This is a genomic window from Luteimonas yanweni (genome assembly GCF_039548475.1).
Taxonomy (GTDB): domain Bacteria; phylum Pseudomonadota; class Gammaproteobacteria; order Xanthomonadales; family Xanthomonadaceae; genus Luteimonas.
Genome location: NZ_JBCLVC010000019.1, coordinates 31,524 through 49,277, shown reverse-complemented (window position 1 = coordinate 49,277; position 17,754 = coordinate 31,524). Strand labels below are relative to the sequence as shown.

Here is a 17,754-nt window from a genome sequence, read left to right as displayed (position 1 = left end):
AAGCAAAACCGCGCACCCCGGCGGCCGTTGGCCGCCGTGATACGTGCTGCCGTTGATCCGGACCGGGGGTCCGGATAACGCCAGCGGCCATCGGCGGTACGCCGACGGCCTGCAAGGACGCCGGGGCGAGTCGGGAGCGGCTCGCCGTTGGCGTCTAAGAGGCAAGAAGAATTTACACACGCCAGTAGCTCAATTGGCAGAGCAGCGGTCTCCAAAACCGCAGGTTGGGGGTTCGAGTCCCTCCTGGCGTGCCATGCCACAACGAGGGCGATAGCGACTTGAACAGCAGGGTCCAACACACGCAGAGCCAGGCTTCGGCGGCCGACATTGCCAAGTACGTGGCCGCATCCCTGCTGCTGCTTGGCGGGCTCGTCGCGTTCTACTGGTTCGACGGCCAATGGCCGACGCCGCTGCGCGTGCTGGCCGTTGTTGCTGGCGTTGCCGCCGCGCTGGTGGTCTTCCTGACCAGCGCCAAGGGTCACCAGACCCGCGAATTCCTCTCCGAGGCCCGCTTCGAGCTGCGCAAGGTGGTCTGGCCGACCCGCCAGGAGGCCATGCGCATGAGCTGGGTGGTGATGCTGGTCGTGGTGATCATCAGCCTGCTGCTCGCGGGCTTCGACCTGGTCATCCAGTGGGCCATCCGCCTGCTGCTCGGCAACTGATGGAGATGTCTGAGTCGATGGAAAGCGAGATCATCAAGCGCTGGTACGTGGTACATGCCTATTCCGGCTTCGAGAAGTCGGTGGCGCAGGCGCTGCGTGACCGCATCGCGCGCATGGAGATGGACGAGAAGTTCGGCGACGTGATGGTGCCGACCGAGGAAATCATCGAGATGCGTTCCGGCCAGAAGCGCCGCTCGGAGCGCAAGTTCTTCCCCGGCTACGTGCTGGTCCAGATCGCGACCCATGACGAGGGCGGGATTCCCCGCATCGACAGCGAAAGCTGGCACCTGGTCAAGGAAACCCCCAAGGTCATGGGCTTCATCGGCGGCACGGCCGCCCAGCCGCTGCCGATCCGCGACGAAGAGGCGGACGCCATCCTCGCCCGCGTCCAGGAAGGCGTGGAGAAGCCGCGCCCGAAGGTCCTGTTCGAGGCCGGCCAGATGGTCCGCGTCGTCGACGGCCCCTTCAACGACTTCAACGGCGTGGTGGAAGAGGTCAACTACGAGAAGAGCCGCCTGCGCGTGGCCGTGCTCATCTTCGGCCGCTCGACCCCGGTCGAGCTGGAATTCGGGCAGGTCGAGAAGGCCTGATCCGGCCGCTTGGCCCGAGCCCCTGGAAGCTGCTATAGTAAGTGGCTTCCTGCCCGGAAACCGGGCAAATCGCATTGGCCGCCGCCCTGGCGGCCTTTGCGCGTGACGACGCGATACCGGGACGCGTGATTCCCGGCCCGATGGGGAGCCTGACAGGCGTTCGCACCCGGAGAGGACAATGGCAAAGAAAGTCATCGGTTACATCAAGCTGCAGGTCAAGGCCGGCCAGGCGAATCCGTCGCCGCCGGTGGGTCCTGCCCTCGGCCAGCGCGGCCTGAACATCATGGAGTTCTGCAAGGCGTTCAACGCCGCCACGCAGAAGCTCGAGCCGGGTCTTCCGACCCCGGTCATCATCACCGCGTACTCCGACCGCACCTTCACCTTCATCACCAAGTCGACTCCGGCTGCGGTGCTGCTGAAGAAGCTCGCCGGCGTGCAGAGCGGCTCCAAGCGCCCCAACACCGAGAAGGTGGGCAAGGTCACGCGGGCCCAGCTCGAGGAAATCGCGAAGATGAAGGAGGCCGACCTGACGGCGGCCGATCTTGAAGCAGCAGTTCGCACCATCGAGGGCTCCGCCCGTTCGATGGGCCTGTCGGTGGAGGGCTGAGACCATGGCACAGACCAAGCGACAGAAGAGCATCGTGGCCGCGACCGTTCCCGGCAAGGCCTACGCCATCGACGAGGCGCTGAAGATCGTCCAGGACCACAGCAAGGCGAAGTTCGTCGAAGCCGTGGACGTGGCCGTGCGCCTGGGCGTCGACGCGCGCAAGTCGGACCAGCAGGTTCGCGGTTCGACCGTGCTGCCGCAGGGCACCGGCAAGTCGGTGCGCGTGGCGGTGTTCGCCCCGGCCGGCGCCAAGGCTGAAGAAGCCCTGGCCGCTGGCGCCGACATCGTCGGCATGGACGACCTGGCAGAGAAGATGCAGGGCGGCGACCTCAGCTACGACGTCGTGATCGCCACCCCGGACGCCATGCGCGTGGTCGGCAAGCTCGGCACGCTGCTGGGCCCGCGCGGCCTGATGCCGAACCCGAAGGTCGGCACGGTCTCCCCGAACCCGGGCGAGGCGGTGAAGAACGCCAAGGGCGGCCAGGTCCGCTACCGCACCGACAAGGCCGGCATCATCCACTGCACCATCGGCAAGGCCGATTTCGAGCCGGCCCGCCTGAAGGAAAACCTCGAGGCGCTGCTGGTCGACCTGGTGAAGGCCAAGCCGGCCACCGCCAAGGGCCAGTACCTGCAGAAGATCTCGGTCAGCTCGACCATGGGCCCCGGCGTCGCCGTGGACCAGTCGACCCTGTCCCTGAAGTAATCACAGCAAGTTTTGAGGGCGTCGCCGAAGGCCTTGGGCCGGAGGCGGGGCCGTCAAAGACCGCAGGCGCGGCCTGTGCGGCAGCGACGACGGGCACGGATGCTCGAACTGGCATGGAATCGCCGTCGTTGCCACCGCAGGGCGCTTAATCCTCGAACCGCCAACGCGGGGACGGGCCTGCGCAGATGGTTGCCGACCCTCCCAAAGATCCGGATGCATCGATCCAGAAGGAAAACGGCCACCAACGGGATGCCGCTTGCGGCGTCCCCGGCACCAAGGGACTGGTGCTGACAAAGGACCAGCCGGGCGTGGATACGCCAGGCTGGATTGCGAAGTACGGAGGAAGTGCAATGGCTCTCAATCTGAACCAGAAGAAGGAAGTCGTTGCCGAACTGGCCGAGGTCGCCGCATCGGCGCACTCGCTGGTTGCCGCGGAGTACGTGGGCCTGACCGTCGAGCAGTTGACCAGCATGCGCAAGAAGGCGCGCGCCGAAGGCGTGTACCTGAAAGTCGCGAAGAACACGCTGGTCTCGCGTGCAGTGGAGAACACCGATTACGCCGTCGTCCAGGACGAGCTGACCGGTCCCCTGCTGTACGCCTTCTCGAAGGAAGACCCCGGCGCCGCCGGACGCCTGATCAAGGAGTTCGCCAAGGCGAACGACAAGCTGAAGCCGCGCCTCGTGGCGATCGGTGGGCAGAAGTACCCGGGCACCCATGTGGATGTCCTGGCTTCGCTCCCGACGCGCGACGAAGCGCTGTCGATGCTGCTCAGCGTCATGGTCCAGCCCGCCACCATGCTGGTGCGCGTGCTGGCCGAGCCGGCCTCGCAGGTCGCCCGCGTGACGAACGCGGTCGGCCAGCAGAAGGCGGCTTGAGGCAACAGTTCGGTCGACAACCGACCACAGACGTTTTCCAACATTAGATAACCAGAGGTATCGAGATGTCCCTTTCCAACGAGCAGATCATCGAAGCGATCAGCAGCAAGACCCTCATCGAGGTGATGGAGCTGGTCAAGGCGATGGAAGAAAAGTTCGGCGTGTCCGCCGCCGCCCCGGTCGCCATGGCTGCCGGTCCGGCCGCTGCTGCCGCCCCGGTCGAAGAGCAGACCGAGTTCGACGTGATCCTGAAGTCGCCCGGCGACAAGAAGGTCGAGGTCATCAAGGTGGTCCGCGCGATCACCGGCCTGGGCCTGAAGGAAGCCAAGGACCTGACCGAAGCCGGTGGCACGGTCAAGGAAGGCGCTTCGAAGGAAGAAGCCGAGAAGGTCAAGAAGGACCTGGAAACGGCCGGCGCCACGGTCGAAGTCAAGTAAGCGTTGTCGCGTCGCCAGCGTGATTGGCGACCACCGGGGCTGGGGGCGTAAGCCCCCGGCCTTCGGCCGTTGAAGCGACCGGATAGAACCGACACCGAGTCGGCAGTTGGAAGTGGCGGGAGAAGGCGTGCTGGTGCCGGCAATACCAGCGACTTCCAACTGGCGGTTCATTGTTCCCCCTGGGGCGCGCAGCGCGCGTCCCGCAGATGCCAAAGGCGGTAGCCCACCATGACGACGTCATATTCGTTCACCGAGAAGAAGCGCATCCGCAAGGACTTCGGCAAGCGCCGTTCGATCCTGGAAGTGCCGTTCCTGCTTGCCATCCAGGTCGACTCGTACCGCGAGTTCCTGCAGGCCGACAAGGACCCGGCGCGCCGCGATGACCGCGGCCTGCACGCCGCGCTCAAGTCCGTGTTCCCGATCACCAGCTACAACGGCTATGCAGCGCTGGAGTACGTCGGCTACAAGCTCGGCGACCCGGTGTTCGACGAGCGCGAGTGCCGCAACCGCGGCCTCAGCTACGGCGCCCCGCTGCGCGTGACCGTGCGCCTGGTGATCTACGACCGCGAGTCGTCGTCGAAGACCATCAAGTACGTGAAGGAGCAGGAGGTCTACATGGGCGAGATCCCGCTCATGACCGACAACGGCACCTTCATCGTCAACGGGACAGAACGCGTCATCGTGTCCCAGCTGCACCGTTCCCCGGGCGTGTTCTTCGACCACGACCGCGGCAAGAGCCACAGCTCGGGCAAGCTGCTGTACAGCGCCCGCATCATCCCCTACCGCGGCTCCTGGCTGGACTTCGAGTTCGACCCGAAGGACGCGCTGTTCACCCGCATCGACCGCCGCCGCAAGCTGCCGGTCAGCGTGCTGCTGCGCGCGCTTGGCTACAACAACGAAGAAATGCTCAACGAGTTCTTCGAGGTCAACCACTTCCATATCGATCCCGAGGAAGGCGTACAGCTGGCGCTGGTGCCCGAGCGCCTGCGCGGCGAGACCCTGGACTTCGACCTGGCCGATGGCGACCGCGTGATCGTCGAGGCGGGCAAGCGCGTCACCGCGCGCCACGTCAAGCAGCTGGTCGACTCCGGCATCGAGGCGCTGGCCGTGCCGGACGTGTACCTGGTCGGTCGCATCCTGTCGCACGACGTCATCGACGCCGCCACCGGCGAGCTGGTGGCCTCCGCCAACGACGAGATCACCGAGGAGATGCTGGAGGCGCTGCGCAAGGCGGGCGTCGACCACGTCGGCACGATCTGGGTCAACGACCTCGATCGCGGCCCCTACCTGTCCAACACCCTGCGCATCGATCCGACCAAGACCCAGCTCGAGGCCCTGGTCGAGATCTACCGCATGATGCGTCCCGGCGAGCCGCCGACCAAGGACGCCGCGCAGAACCTGTTCCACAACCTGTTCTTCACCTTCGAGCGCTACGACCTCTCGGCCGTGGGCCGGATGAAGTTCAACCGCCGCATCGGCCGCAAGGAAACCACCGGCGCGCCGGTGCTGTACGACGCGCGCTACTTCGCCGAGCGCAAGGATGACGACTCCGCCCGCCTGCGTGAAGCCAACGGCGACAGCTCCGACATCCTCGACGTGCTGAAAGTGCTCACCGAGATCCGCAACGGCCGCGGCGTGGTCGACGACATCGACCACCTCGGCAACCGCCGCGTCCGGTCGGTCGGCGAGATGGCCGAGAACGTGTTCCGCGTGGGCCTGGTCCGCGTCGAGCGCGCGGTGCGCGAGCGCCTGACCATGGCCGAGACCGATGGCCTGACCCCGCAGGAGCTGATCAACGCCAAGCCGGTCGCGGCGGCGGTGAAGGAGTTCTTCGGGTCCTCGCAGCTGTCGCAGTTCATGGACCAGAACAACCCGCTGTCCGAGGTCACGCACAAGCGCCGCGTGTCGGCCCTTGGCCCGGGCGGCCTGACCCGCGAACGCGCCGGCTTCGAGGTGCGCGACGTGCACCCGACCCATTACGGCCGCGTCTGCACCATCGAGACCCCGGAAGGCCCGAACATCGGCCTGATCAACTCGCTGGCCGTGTTCGCACGCACCAACCACTACGGCTTCCTCGAGACGCCGTACCGCAAGGTCGTGGACGGCAAGGTCACCGACGACGTCGAGTTCCTCTCGGCGATCGAGGAGAACGAGTACGTCATCGCGCAGGTGAACGCGCCGCAGGATGCCAAGGGCCAGCTCGACGCGCCCTTCATCGCCTGCCGCTTCCAGGGCGAGAACCTGCTCAAGCCGCCGAGCGAGATCCACTACATGGACGTTTCGCCGATGCAGACCGTGTCGGTCGCGGCGGCGCTGGTCCCGTTCCTCGAGCATGACGATGCCAACCGCGCGCTCATGGGCGCGAACATGCAGCGCCAGGCCGTGCCGACGCTGAAGAGCGAGAAGCCGCTGGTGGGCACCGGCATCGAGCGCGCCGTGGCGCGCGACTCGGGCGTGACGGTGAACGCGCGTCGTGGCGGCGTGGTCGAGCAGATCGACGCCGGCCGCATCGTGGTCAAGATCAACGAGGACGAGATTTCCGGCGAGACCGATGCCGGCGTCGACATCTACAACCTGATCAAGTACACGCGCTCCAACCAGAACACCTGCATCAACCAGACCCCGCTGGTCAACGTGGGCGACGTGGTCGCGCGCGGCGACGTGCTGGCCGACGGCCCCTCGACCGACATCGGCGAGCTGGCCCTGGGCCAGAACATGCTGGTCGCGTTCATGCCGTGGAACGGCTACAACTTCGAGGACTCGATCCTGCTCTCGGAGCGCGTGGTCCAGGAAGACCGCTACACCACGATCCACATCGAGGAGCTGACCGCGGTCGCCCGCGACACCAAGCTCGGGCCGGAGGAAATCTCCGCCGACATCCCGAACGTGTCCGAGCAGGCGCTGAACCGCCTCGACGAGTCGGGCGTGGTGTACATCGGTGCCGAAGTCCGCGCCGGCGACATCCTGGTGGGCAAGGTCACGCCGAAGGGCGAGAGCCAGCTGACCCCGGAAGAGAAGCTGCTGCGCGCGATCTTCGGCGAGAAGGCGTCGGACGTGAAGGACAGCTCGCTGCGCGTGCCCCCGGGCATGGACGGCACCGTCATCGACGTGCAGGTCTTCACCCGCGACGGCATCGAGAAGGACAAGCGCGCCAAGCAGATCGAAGAGTCCGAGATCAAGCGCGTCAAGAAGGACTTCGACGACCAGTTCCGCATCCTCGAGGGCGCGATCTACGCCCGCCTGCGCGAGCAGCTGCTGGGCAAGGTCGCCAACGGCGGCCCGGGCGTGAAGAAGGGCGACACCGTGTCCTCGCTGGTGCTCGACGGCGTCAAGAAGTCCGACTGGCTGCAGCTGCGCATGAAGGACGACGACGCGGCCGACGCGATCGAACGCGCCTCCAAGCAGCTGCAGGTGCACGAGGAGGAGTTCGAGCGCCGGTTCCAGGACAAGCGCGGCAAGATCACCCAGGGCGACGACCTCGCGCCGGGCGTGCTGAAGATGGTCAAGGTGTACCTGGCGGTCAAGCGCCGCATCCAGCCGGGCGACAAGATGGCCGGCCGCCACGGCAACAAGGGCGTGGTCTCGACCATCGTTCCCGTGCAGGACATGCCGCACATGGCCAACGGCGAGACCGTCGACATCGTGCTCAACCCGCTGGGCGTGCCGAGCCGCATGAACATCGGCCAGATCCTCGAGGTGCACCTTGGCTGGGCGGCGAAGGGCCTGGGCCAGAAGATCGACCGCATGCTGCAGGCCCAGGCCAAGATCGCCGACCTGCGCAAGTTCCTCGACCAGATCTACAACCACGACGACAAGCTGCACGGGCAGCGCGTCGACCTGAAGCAGTTCTCCGACAAGGAGCTGCTGGTACTGGCGCAGAACCTGACCGGCGGCGTGCCGATGGCGACCCCGGTGTTCGACGGCGCGGCGGAGGCCGAGATCAAGCACATGCTCGAACTCGCCGACCTGCCGATCAGCGGCCAGGCCCAGCTGTACGACGGCCGCACCGGTGATGCCTTCGAGCGCAAGGTGACCGTGGGCTACATGCACATGCTGAAGCTCAACCACCTGGTCGACGACAAGATGCACGCGCGTTCGACCGGCCCGTACTCGCTCGTCACCCAGCAGCCGCTGGGCGGCAAGGCGCAGTTCGGCGGCCAGCGCTTCGGCGAGATGGAAGTCTGGGCGCTGGAAGCCTACGGCGCGGCCTACACCCTGCAGGAAATGCTGACGGTGAAGTCCGACGACGTGCAGGGCCGCAACCAGATGTACAAGAACATCGTCGACGGCGAACACGAGATGGTCGCGGGCATGCCCGAGTCCTTCAACGTGCTGGTCAAGGAAATCCGTTCGCTCGCGATCAACATGGAGCTGGAAGAGAACTGAGGACGCAGCCCGGGGCAGGGCGCGCACGACGCGCCCGCCTCCGGTAAGCACCGCAGCCACGTCCTCGATTCCCGTTCCCGGAGAAACTCATGAAAGACCTTCTGAACCTGTTCAACCAGCAGCGCCCGGCGCTGGACTTCGACGCGATCAAGATCGCGCTCGCTTCCCCGGACCTGATCCGCTCGTGGTCCTTCGGCGAAGTGAAGAAGCCGGAGACCATCAACTACCGCACCTTCAAGCCCGAGCGCGACGGCCTGTTCTGCGCCGCCATCTTCGGCCCGGTCAAGGACTACGAGTGCCTGTGCGGCAAGTACAAGCGCATGAAGCACCGCGGCGTGGTCTGCGAGAAGTGCGGCACCGAGGTGACGCTGGCCAAGGTGCGCCGCGAGCGCATGGGCCACATCGACCTCGCAAGCCCGACCGCTCACATCTGGTTCCTCAAGTCGCTGCCCTCGCGCATCGGCCTGATGCTGGACATGACGCTGCGTGACATCGAACGCATCCTGTACTTCGAGGCCTTCGTGGTCACCGAGCCGGGCCTGACGCCGATGGAGCGTGGCCAGCTGCTCAACGAAGAGCAGTACATGCAGATGCGCCAGGAGCACCAGGACGACTTCGACGCCGCCATGGGCGCCGAGGCCGTGTTCGACCTGCTGCGCACGATCGACCTGCAGGCGGAGATGGTCCGCCTGAAGGAAGACATCGCCGCCACCGGTTCCGAGACCAAGCTCAAGCGCCTCACCAAGCGCATCAAGCTGGTCGAGGCCTTCCTCGAGTCGGGCAACCGCCCCGAGTGGATGGTAATGACCGTGCTGCCGGTGCTGCCGCCCGACCTGCGTCCGCTGGTTCCCCTGGACGGCGGCCGCTTCGCGACCTCCGACCTGAACGACCTGTACCGCCGCGTCATCAACCGCAACAACCGCCTGCGCCGCCTGCTGGAACTCAACGCGCCCGACATCATCGTGCGCAACGAGAAGCGCATGCTGCAGGAGTCGGTGGACGCGCTGATGGACAACGGCCGCCGCGGCCGTGCCATCACCGGCACCAACAAGCGCCCGCTGAAGTCGCTCGCCGACATGATCAAGGGCAAGCAGGGCCGCTTCCGCCAGAACCTGCTCGGCAAGCGCGTCGACTACTCGGGCCGTTCGGTCATCGTGGTCGGCCCGACCCTGCGCCTGCACGAGTGCGGCCTGCCGAAGAAGATGGCGCTGGAGCTGTTCAAGCCCTTCATCTTCGCCAAGCTGCAGCGCCGTGGCCTGGCCACGACCATCAAGGCTGCCAAGAAGCTGGTCGAGCGCGAAGAGGCCGAGGTGTGGGACATCCTCGAAGAGGTGATCCGCGAGCACCCGGTGCTGCTCAACCGCGCGCCGACCCTGCATCGCCTGGGCATCCAGGCGTTCGAGCCGGTGCTGATCGAGGGCAAGGCCATCCAGCTGCACCCGCTGGTCTGCACCGCGTTCAACGCCGACTTCGACGGTGACCAGATGGCCGTGCACGTCCCGCTGAGCCTCGAAGCCCAGCTGGAAGCGCGCGCGCTGATGATGTCGTCGAACAACATCCTGTCGCCGGCCAACGGCGAGCCGATCATCGTGCCGTCGCAGGACGTCGTGCTGGGCTTGTACTACATGAGCCGCGCGCTCGAGAACACCCCGGGCGAGGGCATGGCGTTCGCCAACGTCTCCGAGGTGAAGCGCGCCTATGACAACAAGGCCGCCGGCCTGCACGCCAAGGTCAAGGTGCGCATCACCGAGACCGTGGTCGACGAGGAAGGCAACCGCGAGAAGAAGACCTCGATCGTGGACACCACGGTCGGGCGCGCGCTGCTGGCCGAGATCCTGCCCGACGGCCTGCCATTCGCGCTGGCCAACACCGAGCTGACCAAGAAGAACATCAGCCGCCTGATCAACAGCTGCTACCGCATGCTGGGCCTGAAGGACACGGTCGTGTTCGCCGACAAGCTGATGTACACCGGCTTCGCCTACGCCACGCGCGCCGGCGTGTCGATCGGCATCGACGACATGATCATCCCGGACGAGAAGAAGGGCATCCTGGCCGAGGCCGAGACCGAGGTGCTGGAGATCCAGCAGCAGTACCAGTCGGGCCTGGTCACGGCCGGCGAGCGCTACAACAAGGTGGTCGACATCTGGTCGCGCACCAACGAGCGCGTCGCCCAGGCGATGATGAAGACCATCGGCACCGAGATCGTCACCAACGCCAAGGGCGAGAAGGTCGAGCAGAAGTCGATGAACTCGGTCTACATCATGGCCGACTCCGGCGCGCGTGGTTCGCAGGCGCAGATCCGCCAGCTGGCCGGCATGCGCGGCCTGATGGCCAAGCCCGACGGCTCGATCATCGAGACCCCGATCACCTCGAACTTCCGCGAGGGCCTGAACGTCCAGCAGTACTTCATCTCGACCCACGGTGCCCGCAAGGGCCTCGCGGATACCGCGCTGAAGACCGCGAACTCCGGCTACCTGACCCGTCGCCTGGTCGACGTGGCGCAGGACGTGGTGATCACCGAGACCGACTGCGGCACCCGCGACGGCCTGACCATGACTCCGATCGTGGAAGGCGGCGACGTGGTCGAGCCGCTGAAGGACCGCGTGCTGGGCCGCATCGTGGCCGAGGACGTGTTCCTGCCCGGCGACGACGAGGATCCGATCGTCACCCGCAACACCCTGCTCGACGAAGCCTGGGTGCAGAAGCTCGAGGACGCGGGCGTGCAGACCATCCAGGTCCGCTCGACCATCACCTGCGAATCGTCCTTCGGCGTCTGCGCGCACTGCTACGGCCGCGACCTCGGCCGTGGCCACCTTGTGAACCTCGGCGAAGCCGTGGGCGTGGTGGCCGCGCAGTCGATCGGCGAGCCCGGCACCCAGCTGACGATGCGTACGTTCCACATCGGTGGCGCGGCGTCGCGTGCGGCGGCGATCGACAACGTGACCGTCAAGACCACCGGTTCGGTGAAGTTCAACAACGTCAAGTCGGTGTCGCATTCCGCCGGGCACCTGGTGGGCGTGTCGCGCTCTGGCGAGATCTCCGTGCTCGACCAGCATGGCCGCGAGCGCGAGCGCTACAAGCTCCCGTACGGCGCGACCATCAACGCGAAGGACGGCATGGCGGTGAAGACCGGCCAGACCATCGCGACCTGGGACCCGCATAACCACCCGATCGTGTCGGAAGTGAAGGGCGTGATGCGCTTCGTGGACTTCATCGACGGCGTGACCGTCATCGAGAAGACCGACGACCTGACCGGCCTGGCCTCGCGCGAGATCACCGATCCCAAGCGTCGCGGCTCGCAGGGCAAGGACCTCCGCCCGACCATCCGCATCGTCGACGCGAAGACCGGCGAAGGCCTGAACATCCCGGGCACCGACCTGCCGGCGCAGTACCTGCTGCCGCCGCGTTCGATCGTCAACATGCAGGACGGCGCCGAGGTTGGCGTGGGCGACGTGGTCGCCAAGATCCCGCAGGAAGCCTCCAAGACCCGCGACATCACGGGCGGCCTGCCGCGCGTGGCCGACCTGTTCGAGGCGCGCAAGCCCAAGGACCCGGCGATCCTCGCCGAGAAGTCGGGCGTGGTCAGCTTCGGCAAGGACACCAAGGGCAAGCAGCGCCTGATCATCAAGGCCGTGGACGGCGACGATCACGAGGAGCTGATCCCGAAGTACCGCCAGATCATCGTGTTCGAAGGCGAGCACGTGGAGAAGGGCGAGACCGTGGTGGACGGCGAGCCGAGCCCGCAGGACATCCTGCGCCTGAAAGGCGTCGAGGAACTTGCGTCGTACCTGACCAAGGAAATCCAGGACGTCTATCGCCTGCAGGGCGTGAAGATCAACGACAAGCACATCGAGGTGATCGTCCGCCAGATGCTGCGCAAGGTCGAGATCACCGACGCCGGCGACAGCACGCGCTTCCTCAACGGCGAGCAGGCCGAGCGCCAGCGCGTCATCGAGGCCAACGAGAAGCTCAACGCCAAGGGCGAGCTGCCGGTTCACTACGATCCGGTGCTGCTCGGCATCACGAAGGCGTCGCTGGCCACCGAGTCGTTCATCTCGGCGGCGTCGTTCCAGGAGACCACCCGCGTGCTGACCGAGGCCGCCGTCCGCGGTACCCGGGACAGCCTGCGTGGCCTGAAGGAGAACGTCATCGTTGGCCGGCTGATTCCCGCGGGCACCGGCATGGCGTACCATGCGCAGCGTCGGAAGAACGCCTCCGGGCTGACCGATTCCGAGATGGAAGCCCTGTCGGCGGTCACCGTTGCCGACGAGCCCGCGCCCGCGCAGGCGCCCGTCGAGGGTGCCGACGCCGCTGGCGAAGGCGCGCAGGACTGATACACCGTTAGTGACGGCCCCTCCGGGGGCCGTCCCAGATCCCGAAATGAGGTGCCATGGAGGCGCTTCGTGTTCGGCCCAGGACGGGCGGGAAAGAAGACTGCGGCCCTGGCCGCGCCCCGGTTGACGGGGCGCCGCCTGCCGCGTCATTGCATGCGTTGACGCTGGTCGTCGGCGCACGCTATACTTTTCCGTCTCGGCAGGCCGGGTTGACTCCGCCTGCCTTCGTTTTTGCGTACGGAACCTGGACCGTGCGGCCGGCGAATCCCTTCGGGGGGCGCTACCAGAGCCGGGCCCAGGCCCGCCACACACCACCGCGGGCCGCGTGCCCGGAGCAGAAGACCCGACACTGATGGCAACGATCAACCAGCTTGTGCGCAAGCCGCGCAGCCCGGAAACCTACCAGAGCAACTCGCCCGCGCTGCAGAACTGCCCGCAGCGCCGTGGCGTGTGCACCCGCGTGTACACCACCACCCCGAAGAAGCCGAACTCCGCGCTTCGCAAGGTGGCCAAGGTGCGCCTGACCAACGGCTACGAGGTCATCTCCTACATCGGTGGCGAAGGCCACAACCTGCAGGAGCACTCGGTCGTTCTGATCCGCGGCGGCCGCGTCAAGGACCTCCCCGGCGTGCGCTACCACACCGTCCGCGGCTCGCTCGATGCCGCCGGCGTCGCCAAGCGCAAGCAGGCCCGCTCCAAGTACGGCGCCAAGCGCCCGAAGGGCTGAGTTTCCCGGGCGTCCTGCCCGGGAGGGTTTTCGCGGGGCGGGTGATGTCCCGCCATCCGGAACAAACGGCGGGCCGTGGCCTGCCCTACTGAGAATCGAACAATGTCGCGTAAAGGAAATACCCCGCAGCGCTCGGTGCTGCCCGACCCGAAGCACGGCAGCGAGACCATCGCGCGCTTCATCAACATGGTGATGTACAGCGGCAAGAAGTCGGTCGCCGAGAAGATCGTGTACGGCGCCATGGACGTGATCGGCGAGAAGAACCCCAGCCCGCTGGAGGTCGTCGAGAAGGCGCTTGGCAACATCTCGCCGACGGTCGAGGTCAAGTCGCGCCGCGTCGGTGGTGCCACCTACCAGGTGCCGGTCGAGGTTCGTGCCTCGCGCCGCATGGCGCTGGCGATGCGCTGGCTGATCGACTCCGCCCGCAAGCGCGGCGAGAACAGCATGCCGCGCAAGCTCGCGGCCGAGCTGATCGACGCTTCGGAGAACCGCGGCGGCGCGGTCAAGAAGCGCGAGGAAACCCACCGCATGGCCGAGGCCAACAAGGCCTTCGCGCACTACCGCTGGTAATGGCGCCCGGCCGGCGCGCCGCATGCGCGCAGGCCAAGTGATCGCGTAGCCGGGTGCCGCCACATGGCGGCATTCGGCGATGCAGACCCAATTCGCACGTCCGCACGATGCGGACCAAATACAGAGAGATCGCCGTGGCCCGCACCACTCCCATCGACCGCTACCGCAACTTCGGCATCATGGCCCACATCGATGCCGGCAAGACCACCACGTCCGAGCGCATCCTGTTCTACACCGGTGTCAGCCACAAGCTGGGTGAAGTGCACGACGGTGCCGCCACCATGGACTGGATGGAGCAGGAGCAGGAGCGCGGCATCACGATCCAGTCGGCGGCCACCACCGCGTTCTGGTCGGGCATGGACAAGTCCCTGCCGCAGCACCGCTTCAACATCATCGACACCCCCGGGCACGTCGACTTCACGATCGAGGTCGAGCGCAGCCTGCGCGTGCTCGACGGCGCCGTGTTCGTGCTCTGCGCGGTCGGCGGCGTGCAGCCGCAGTCCGAGACCGTGTGGCGCCAGGCGAACAAGTACCAGGTGCCGCGGATGGCGTTCGTCAACAAGATGGACCGCACCGGCGCCAACTTCGACAAGGTCGTCAGCCAGCTGAAGTCGCGCCTGGGCGCGTACCCGGTGCCGATGCAGGTGCCGGTCGGCGCCGAGGACGGCTTCGAGGGCGTCATCGACCTGCTGAAGATGAAGGCGATCCACTGGGACACCGCTTCGCAGGGCATGGTGTTCGAGTACCGCGACATCCCCGCCGAGCTGGCCGACAAGGCCGCCGAGGCGCGCGCGTTCATGGTCGAGGCCGCGGCCGAAGCCAACGAGGCGCTGATGGACAAGTACCTCGAGGGTGGCGAGCTGTCCATCGAGGAAATCGTGGCCGGCCTGCGCGAGCGCGTGATCAAGGTCGAGATCGTGCCGGTGTTCTGCGGCACGGCGTTCAAGAACAAGGGCGTCCAGGCGATGCTCGACGGCGTGGTCCAGCTGCTGCCGTCGCCGCTTGACCGCCCGGCGGTGCAGGGCGTCAACGAGAGCGAAGAGGTCGAGACCCGTGCGGCGGACGACAAGGCGCCGTTCTCGGCGCTGGCGTTCAAGATCATCACCGACCCGTTCGTGGGCTCGCTGACCTTCTTCCGCGTGTACTCGGGCGTGCTCAACGCCGGCGACCAGGTCTACAACCCGATCAAGTCGCGCAAGGAGCGCATCGGCCGCCTGCTGCAGATGCATTCCAACGACCGCGCCGAGATCAAGGAAGTCCGCGCCGGCGACATCGCCGCGGCGGTCGGCCTGAAGGACGTCGCGACCGGGGACACCCTGTGCGCGCAGGACGCGATCATCACGCTCGAGCGCATGGTGTTCCCGGAGCCCGTGATCTCGATGGCGGTCGAGCCCAAGACCAAGTCCGACCAGGAGAAGATGGGCATCGCGCTCGGTCGCCTGGCGCAGGAGGATCCGTCCTTCCGCGTGCGTACGGACGAGGAATCCGGCCAGACCATCATCGCCGGCATGGGCGAGCTGCACCTGGACATCCTGGTCGATCGCATGAAGCGCGAGTTCAATGTCGAGGCCAACGTCGGCAAGCCGCAGGTCGCCTACCGCGAAACGATCCGCAAGACGGTGAAGTCGGAAGGCAAGTTCGTTCGCCAGTCCGGCGGCAAGGGCCAGTTCGGCCACGTGTGGCTCGAGATCTCGCCGCAGGAGCCGGGCGCCGGCTACGAGTTCGACAACTCGATCGTCGGCGGCGTCGTGCCGAAGGAGTACATCCCCGCGGTCGACAAGGGCATCCAGGAGGCGATGGCCAACGGCATCCTCGCCGGCTATCCGATCGTGGACATCAAGGTGAAGCTGTACGACGGCTCCTACCATGAAGTCGACTCCTCGGAAATGGCATTCAAGATCGCCGGCTCCATGGGCTTCAAGGAAGGCTTCAATCGCGCGTCGCCGGTGCTGCTCGAGCCGATCATGAAGGTCGAGATCGTCAGCCCCGAGGACTACCTGGGCGACGTGATGGGCGACGTCAGCCGTCGTCGCGGCATCCTCCAGGGCCAGGACGACAGCCCGTCGGGCAAGATCATCAACGCGATGATCCCGCTGGGCGAGATGTTCGGCTACGCCACCACCCTGCGCTCGATGTCGCAGGGCCGCGCGACCTTCACCATGGAGTTCGACCACTACGCGGACGCGCCGGCGAACATCGCTGACGAAGTGGTGAAGAAGAAGTAAGCGGCGCCGGCAACGGCAACCAGATCATCCAACTTTCGAAGAGATTGCAATCATGGCCAAGGGTAAGTTCGAGCGCACCAAGCCCCACGTGAACGTGGGCACGATCGGTCACGTGGACCACGGCAAGACGACGCTGACGGCGGCGCTGACGAAGATCGGCGCGGAACGTTTCGGCGGCGAGTTCCATGCCTATGACGCGATCGACAAGGCGCCGGAAGAGAAGGCTCGCGGCATCACGATCTCGACTTCGCACGTCGAGTATGAATCGCCGACGCGCCACTACGCGCACGTCGACTGCCCGGGTCACGCGGACTACGTGAAGAACATGATCACCGGTGCGGCGCAGATGGACGGCGCGATCCTGGTGTGCTCGGCCGCGGACGGCCCGATGCCGCAGACGCGCGAGCACATCCTGCTGGCGCGCCAGGTCGGCGTGCCGTACATCGTGGTGTTCCTGAACAAGGCCGACATGGTCGACGACGCCGAGCTGCTCGAGCTGGTCGAGATGGAAGTGCGCGAGCTGCTGTCGAAGTACGACTTCCCCGGCGACGACACCCCGATCATCCACGGTTCGGCGCTGAAGGCGCTGGAAGGCGACCAGTCGGACATCGGCGTGCCGGCGATCATCAAGCTGGTCGAGGCGCTGGACACCTGGATTCCGGAGCCCGAGCGCGACATCGACAAGACCTTCCTGATGCCGGTCGAGGACGTGTTCTCGATCTCGGGCCGCGGCACGGTGGTGACCGGTCGCATCGAGCGCGGCATCGTGAAGGTGGGCGAGGAAATCGAGATCGTCGGCATCCGTCCGACCGTCAAGACGACCGTCACCGGCGTCGAGATGTTCCGCAAGCTGCTGGACCAGGGCCAGGCGGGCGACAACGCGGGCCTGCTGCTGCGCGGCACGAAGCGTGACGACGTCGAGCGCGGCCAGGTGCTGTGCAAGCCGGGTTCGATCAAGCCGCACACGGAGTTCGAGGCCGAGGTGTACGTGCTGTCGAAGGACGAGGGCGGCCGCCACACGCCGTTCTTCAAGGGCTACCGTCCGCAGTTCTACTTCCGCACCACCGACATCACCGGCGCCTGCGAGCTGCCGGAAGGCGTCGAGATGGTGATGCCGGGCGACAACGTGAAGATGGTGGTGACGCTGATCAACCCGATCGCGATGGACGAGGGCCTGCGCTTCGCGATCCGCGAAGGTGGCCGTACGGTCGGCGCGGGCGTGGTTGCCAAGATCATCAAGTAAAACCGCGTATCCCGGCGGCCGTTGGCCGCCGGGATACGTGCTGCCGTTGATCCGGACCGGGGGTCCGGATAACGCCAGCGGCCATCGGCGGTACGCCGACGGCCTGGCGACACCGGCGGGGCGTGGGTTTCCCGCAATTAGTTGGCCGAGGGTGTTGCGCGGCTGGCGGCTAGGTGTCTATAATGTTCGACTACTTCGGCACGACCCTTCGGGGGCTTGCCGGAACCGCGAAATGAGGAGCAGGACGCACCTCGTTTTCGCCAGACAGGGAACACGTCGCGCGGCAGTACCCCGGTCCCTCCCGAAGATCTTCGGGATCCAGCGGACCAGGGGAATTGTCACGTTCGCTTCTCCGTCTGGGCGGGCCGGGTCACCGGCCTGCCTAGTTTTTTGCA

Annotated in this window: 12 protein-coding genes and 1 tRNA gene; all 13 read left to right on the top strand. The window is 66.3% G+C overall.

Annotated elements, in window-relative coordinates; all coding sequences use genetic code 11:
- The first annotated feature begins 178 nt into the window (after positions 1-178).
- The 13 genes from WCE39_RS14265 (at position 179) to tuf (ending at position 17,359) form a co-directional block, all read left to right on the top strand.
- Positions 179-254 (top strand) — tRNA-Trp (locus tag WCE39_RS14265).
- Positions 255-278: 24 nt separating this feature from the next.
- Positions 279-662: a preprotein translocase subunit SecE gene (gene secE / locus WCE39_RS14260; protein ID WP_343277341.1), complete on the top strand. Its 384-nt coding sequence runs from the start codon at positions 279-281 to the stop codon at positions 660-662.
- 32 nt (positions 663-694) lie between these two features.
- Entirely contained in the window at positions 695-1,252 is a 558-nt protein-coding gene (gene nusG, locus WCE39_RS14255; protein WP_449284029.1) for a transcription termination/antitermination protein NusG, read from the top strand.
- 178 nt (positions 1,253-1,430) lie between these two features.
- Positions 1,431-1,859 (top strand): 50S ribosomal protein L11, encoded by a 429-nt coding sequence (rplK, locus tag WCE39_RS14250; protein WP_343277339.1) that lies wholly within the window; start codon positions 1,431-1,433, stop codon positions 1,857-1,859.
- Positions 1,860-1,863: 4 nt separating this feature from the next.
- Positions 1,864-2,562 carry a 50S ribosomal protein L1 gene (gene rplA / locus WCE39_RS14245; protein ID WP_343277338.1) on the top strand — a complete coding sequence of 233 codons (699 nt, stop codon included), beginning with the start codon at positions 1,864-1,866 and terminating at the stop codon, positions 2,560-2,562.
- A gap of 350 nt (positions 2,563-2,912) precedes the next feature.
- Positions 2,913-3,437, top strand: a complete 525-nt coding sequence (gene rplJ / locus WCE39_RS14240) for a 50S ribosomal protein L10 (protein ID WP_343277337.1) — start codon at positions 2,913-2,915, stop codon at positions 3,435-3,437.
- A 65-nt stretch (positions 3,438-3,502) separates the two neighbouring features.
- Positions 3,503-3,874 carry a 50S ribosomal protein L7/L12 gene (gene rplL / locus WCE39_RS14235; RefSeq protein ID WP_343277336.1) on the top strand — a complete coding sequence of 124 codons (372 nt, stop codon included), beginning with the start codon at positions 3,503-3,505 and terminating at the stop codon, positions 3,872-3,874.
- Positions 3,875-4,102: 228 nt separating this feature from the next.
- Positions 4,103-8,260, top strand: coding sequence for a DNA-directed RNA polymerase subunit beta (gene rpoB, locus WCE39_RS14230; RefSeq protein ID WP_343277335.1), 4,158 nt, complete (start codon positions 4,103-4,105; stop codon positions 8,258-8,260).
- Between the two features lie 89 nt (positions 8,261-8,349).
- Positions 8,350-12,594 (top strand): DNA-directed RNA polymerase subunit beta', encoded by a 4,245-nt coding sequence (gene rpoC, locus WCE39_RS14225; protein ID WP_343277334.1) that lies wholly within the window; start codon positions 8,350-8,352, stop codon positions 12,592-12,594.
- Between the two features lie 352 nt (positions 12,595-12,946).
- A complete protein-coding gene (gene rpsL, locus WCE39_RS14220) occupies positions 12,947-13,321 on the top strand; it encodes a 30S ribosomal protein S12 (protein ID WP_343277333.1) in 375 nt (124 codons plus the stop codon).
- Positions 13,322-13,423: 102 nt separating this feature from the next.
- The gene (rpsG, locus tag WCE39_RS14215; protein WP_343277332.1) at positions 13,424-13,891 is read left to right on the top strand and encodes a 30S ribosomal protein S7; all 468 of its coding nucleotides are present in this window, start codon (positions 13,424-13,426) and stop codon (positions 13,889-13,891) included.
- 134 nt (positions 13,892-14,025) lie between these two features.
- The gene (gene fusA, locus WCE39_RS14210) at positions 14,026-16,116 is read left to right on the top strand and encodes an elongation factor G (RefSeq protein WP_343277331.1); all 2,091 of its coding nucleotides are present in this window, start codon (positions 14,026-14,028) and stop codon (positions 16,114-16,116) included.
- A gap of 52 nt (positions 16,117-16,168) precedes the next feature.
- Positions 16,169-17,359, top strand: coding sequence for an elongation factor Tu (gene tuf / locus WCE39_RS14205; RefSeq protein WP_343277330.1), 1,191 nt, complete (start codon positions 16,169-16,171; stop codon positions 17,357-17,359).
- Positions 17,360-17,754 lie beyond the last annotated feature (395 nt).

Bases quoted from the DNA above. Each gene is read 5' to 3' on its own strand.
- rplK (WP_343277339.1), top strand. From the start codon at position 1,431: ATGGCAAAGAAAGTCATCGGTTACATCAAGCTGCAGGTCAAGGCCGGC.
- rplA (WP_343277338.1), top strand. From the start codon at position 1,864: ATGGCACAGACCAAGCGACAGAAGAGCATCGTGGCCGCGACCGTTCCC.
- rplJ (WP_343277337.1), top strand. From the start codon at position 2,913: ATGGCTCTCAATCTGAACCAGAAGAAGGAAGTCGTTGCCGAACTGGCC.
- rplL (WP_343277336.1), top strand. From the start codon at position 3,503: ATGTCCCTTTCCAACGAGCAGATCATCGAAGCGATCAGCAGCAAGACC.
- rpoB (WP_343277335.1), top strand. From the start codon at position 4,103: ATGACGACGTCATATTCGTTCACCGAGAAGAAGCGCATCCGCAAGGAC.
- rpoC (WP_343277334.1), top strand. From the start codon at position 8,350: ATGAAAGACCTTCTGAACCTGTTCAACCAGCAGCGCCCGGCGCTGGAC.
- rpsL (WP_343277333.1), top strand. From the start codon at position 12,947: ATGGCAACGATCAACCAGCTTGTGCGCAAGCCGCGCAGCCCGGAAACC.
- rpsG (WP_343277332.1), top strand. From the start codon at position 13,424: ATGTCGCGTAAAGGAAATACCCCGCAGCGCTCGGTGCTGCCCGACCCG.
- tuf (WP_343277330.1), top strand. From the start codon at position 16,169: ATGGCCAAGGGTAAGTTCGAGCGCACCAAGCCCCACGTGAACGTGGGC.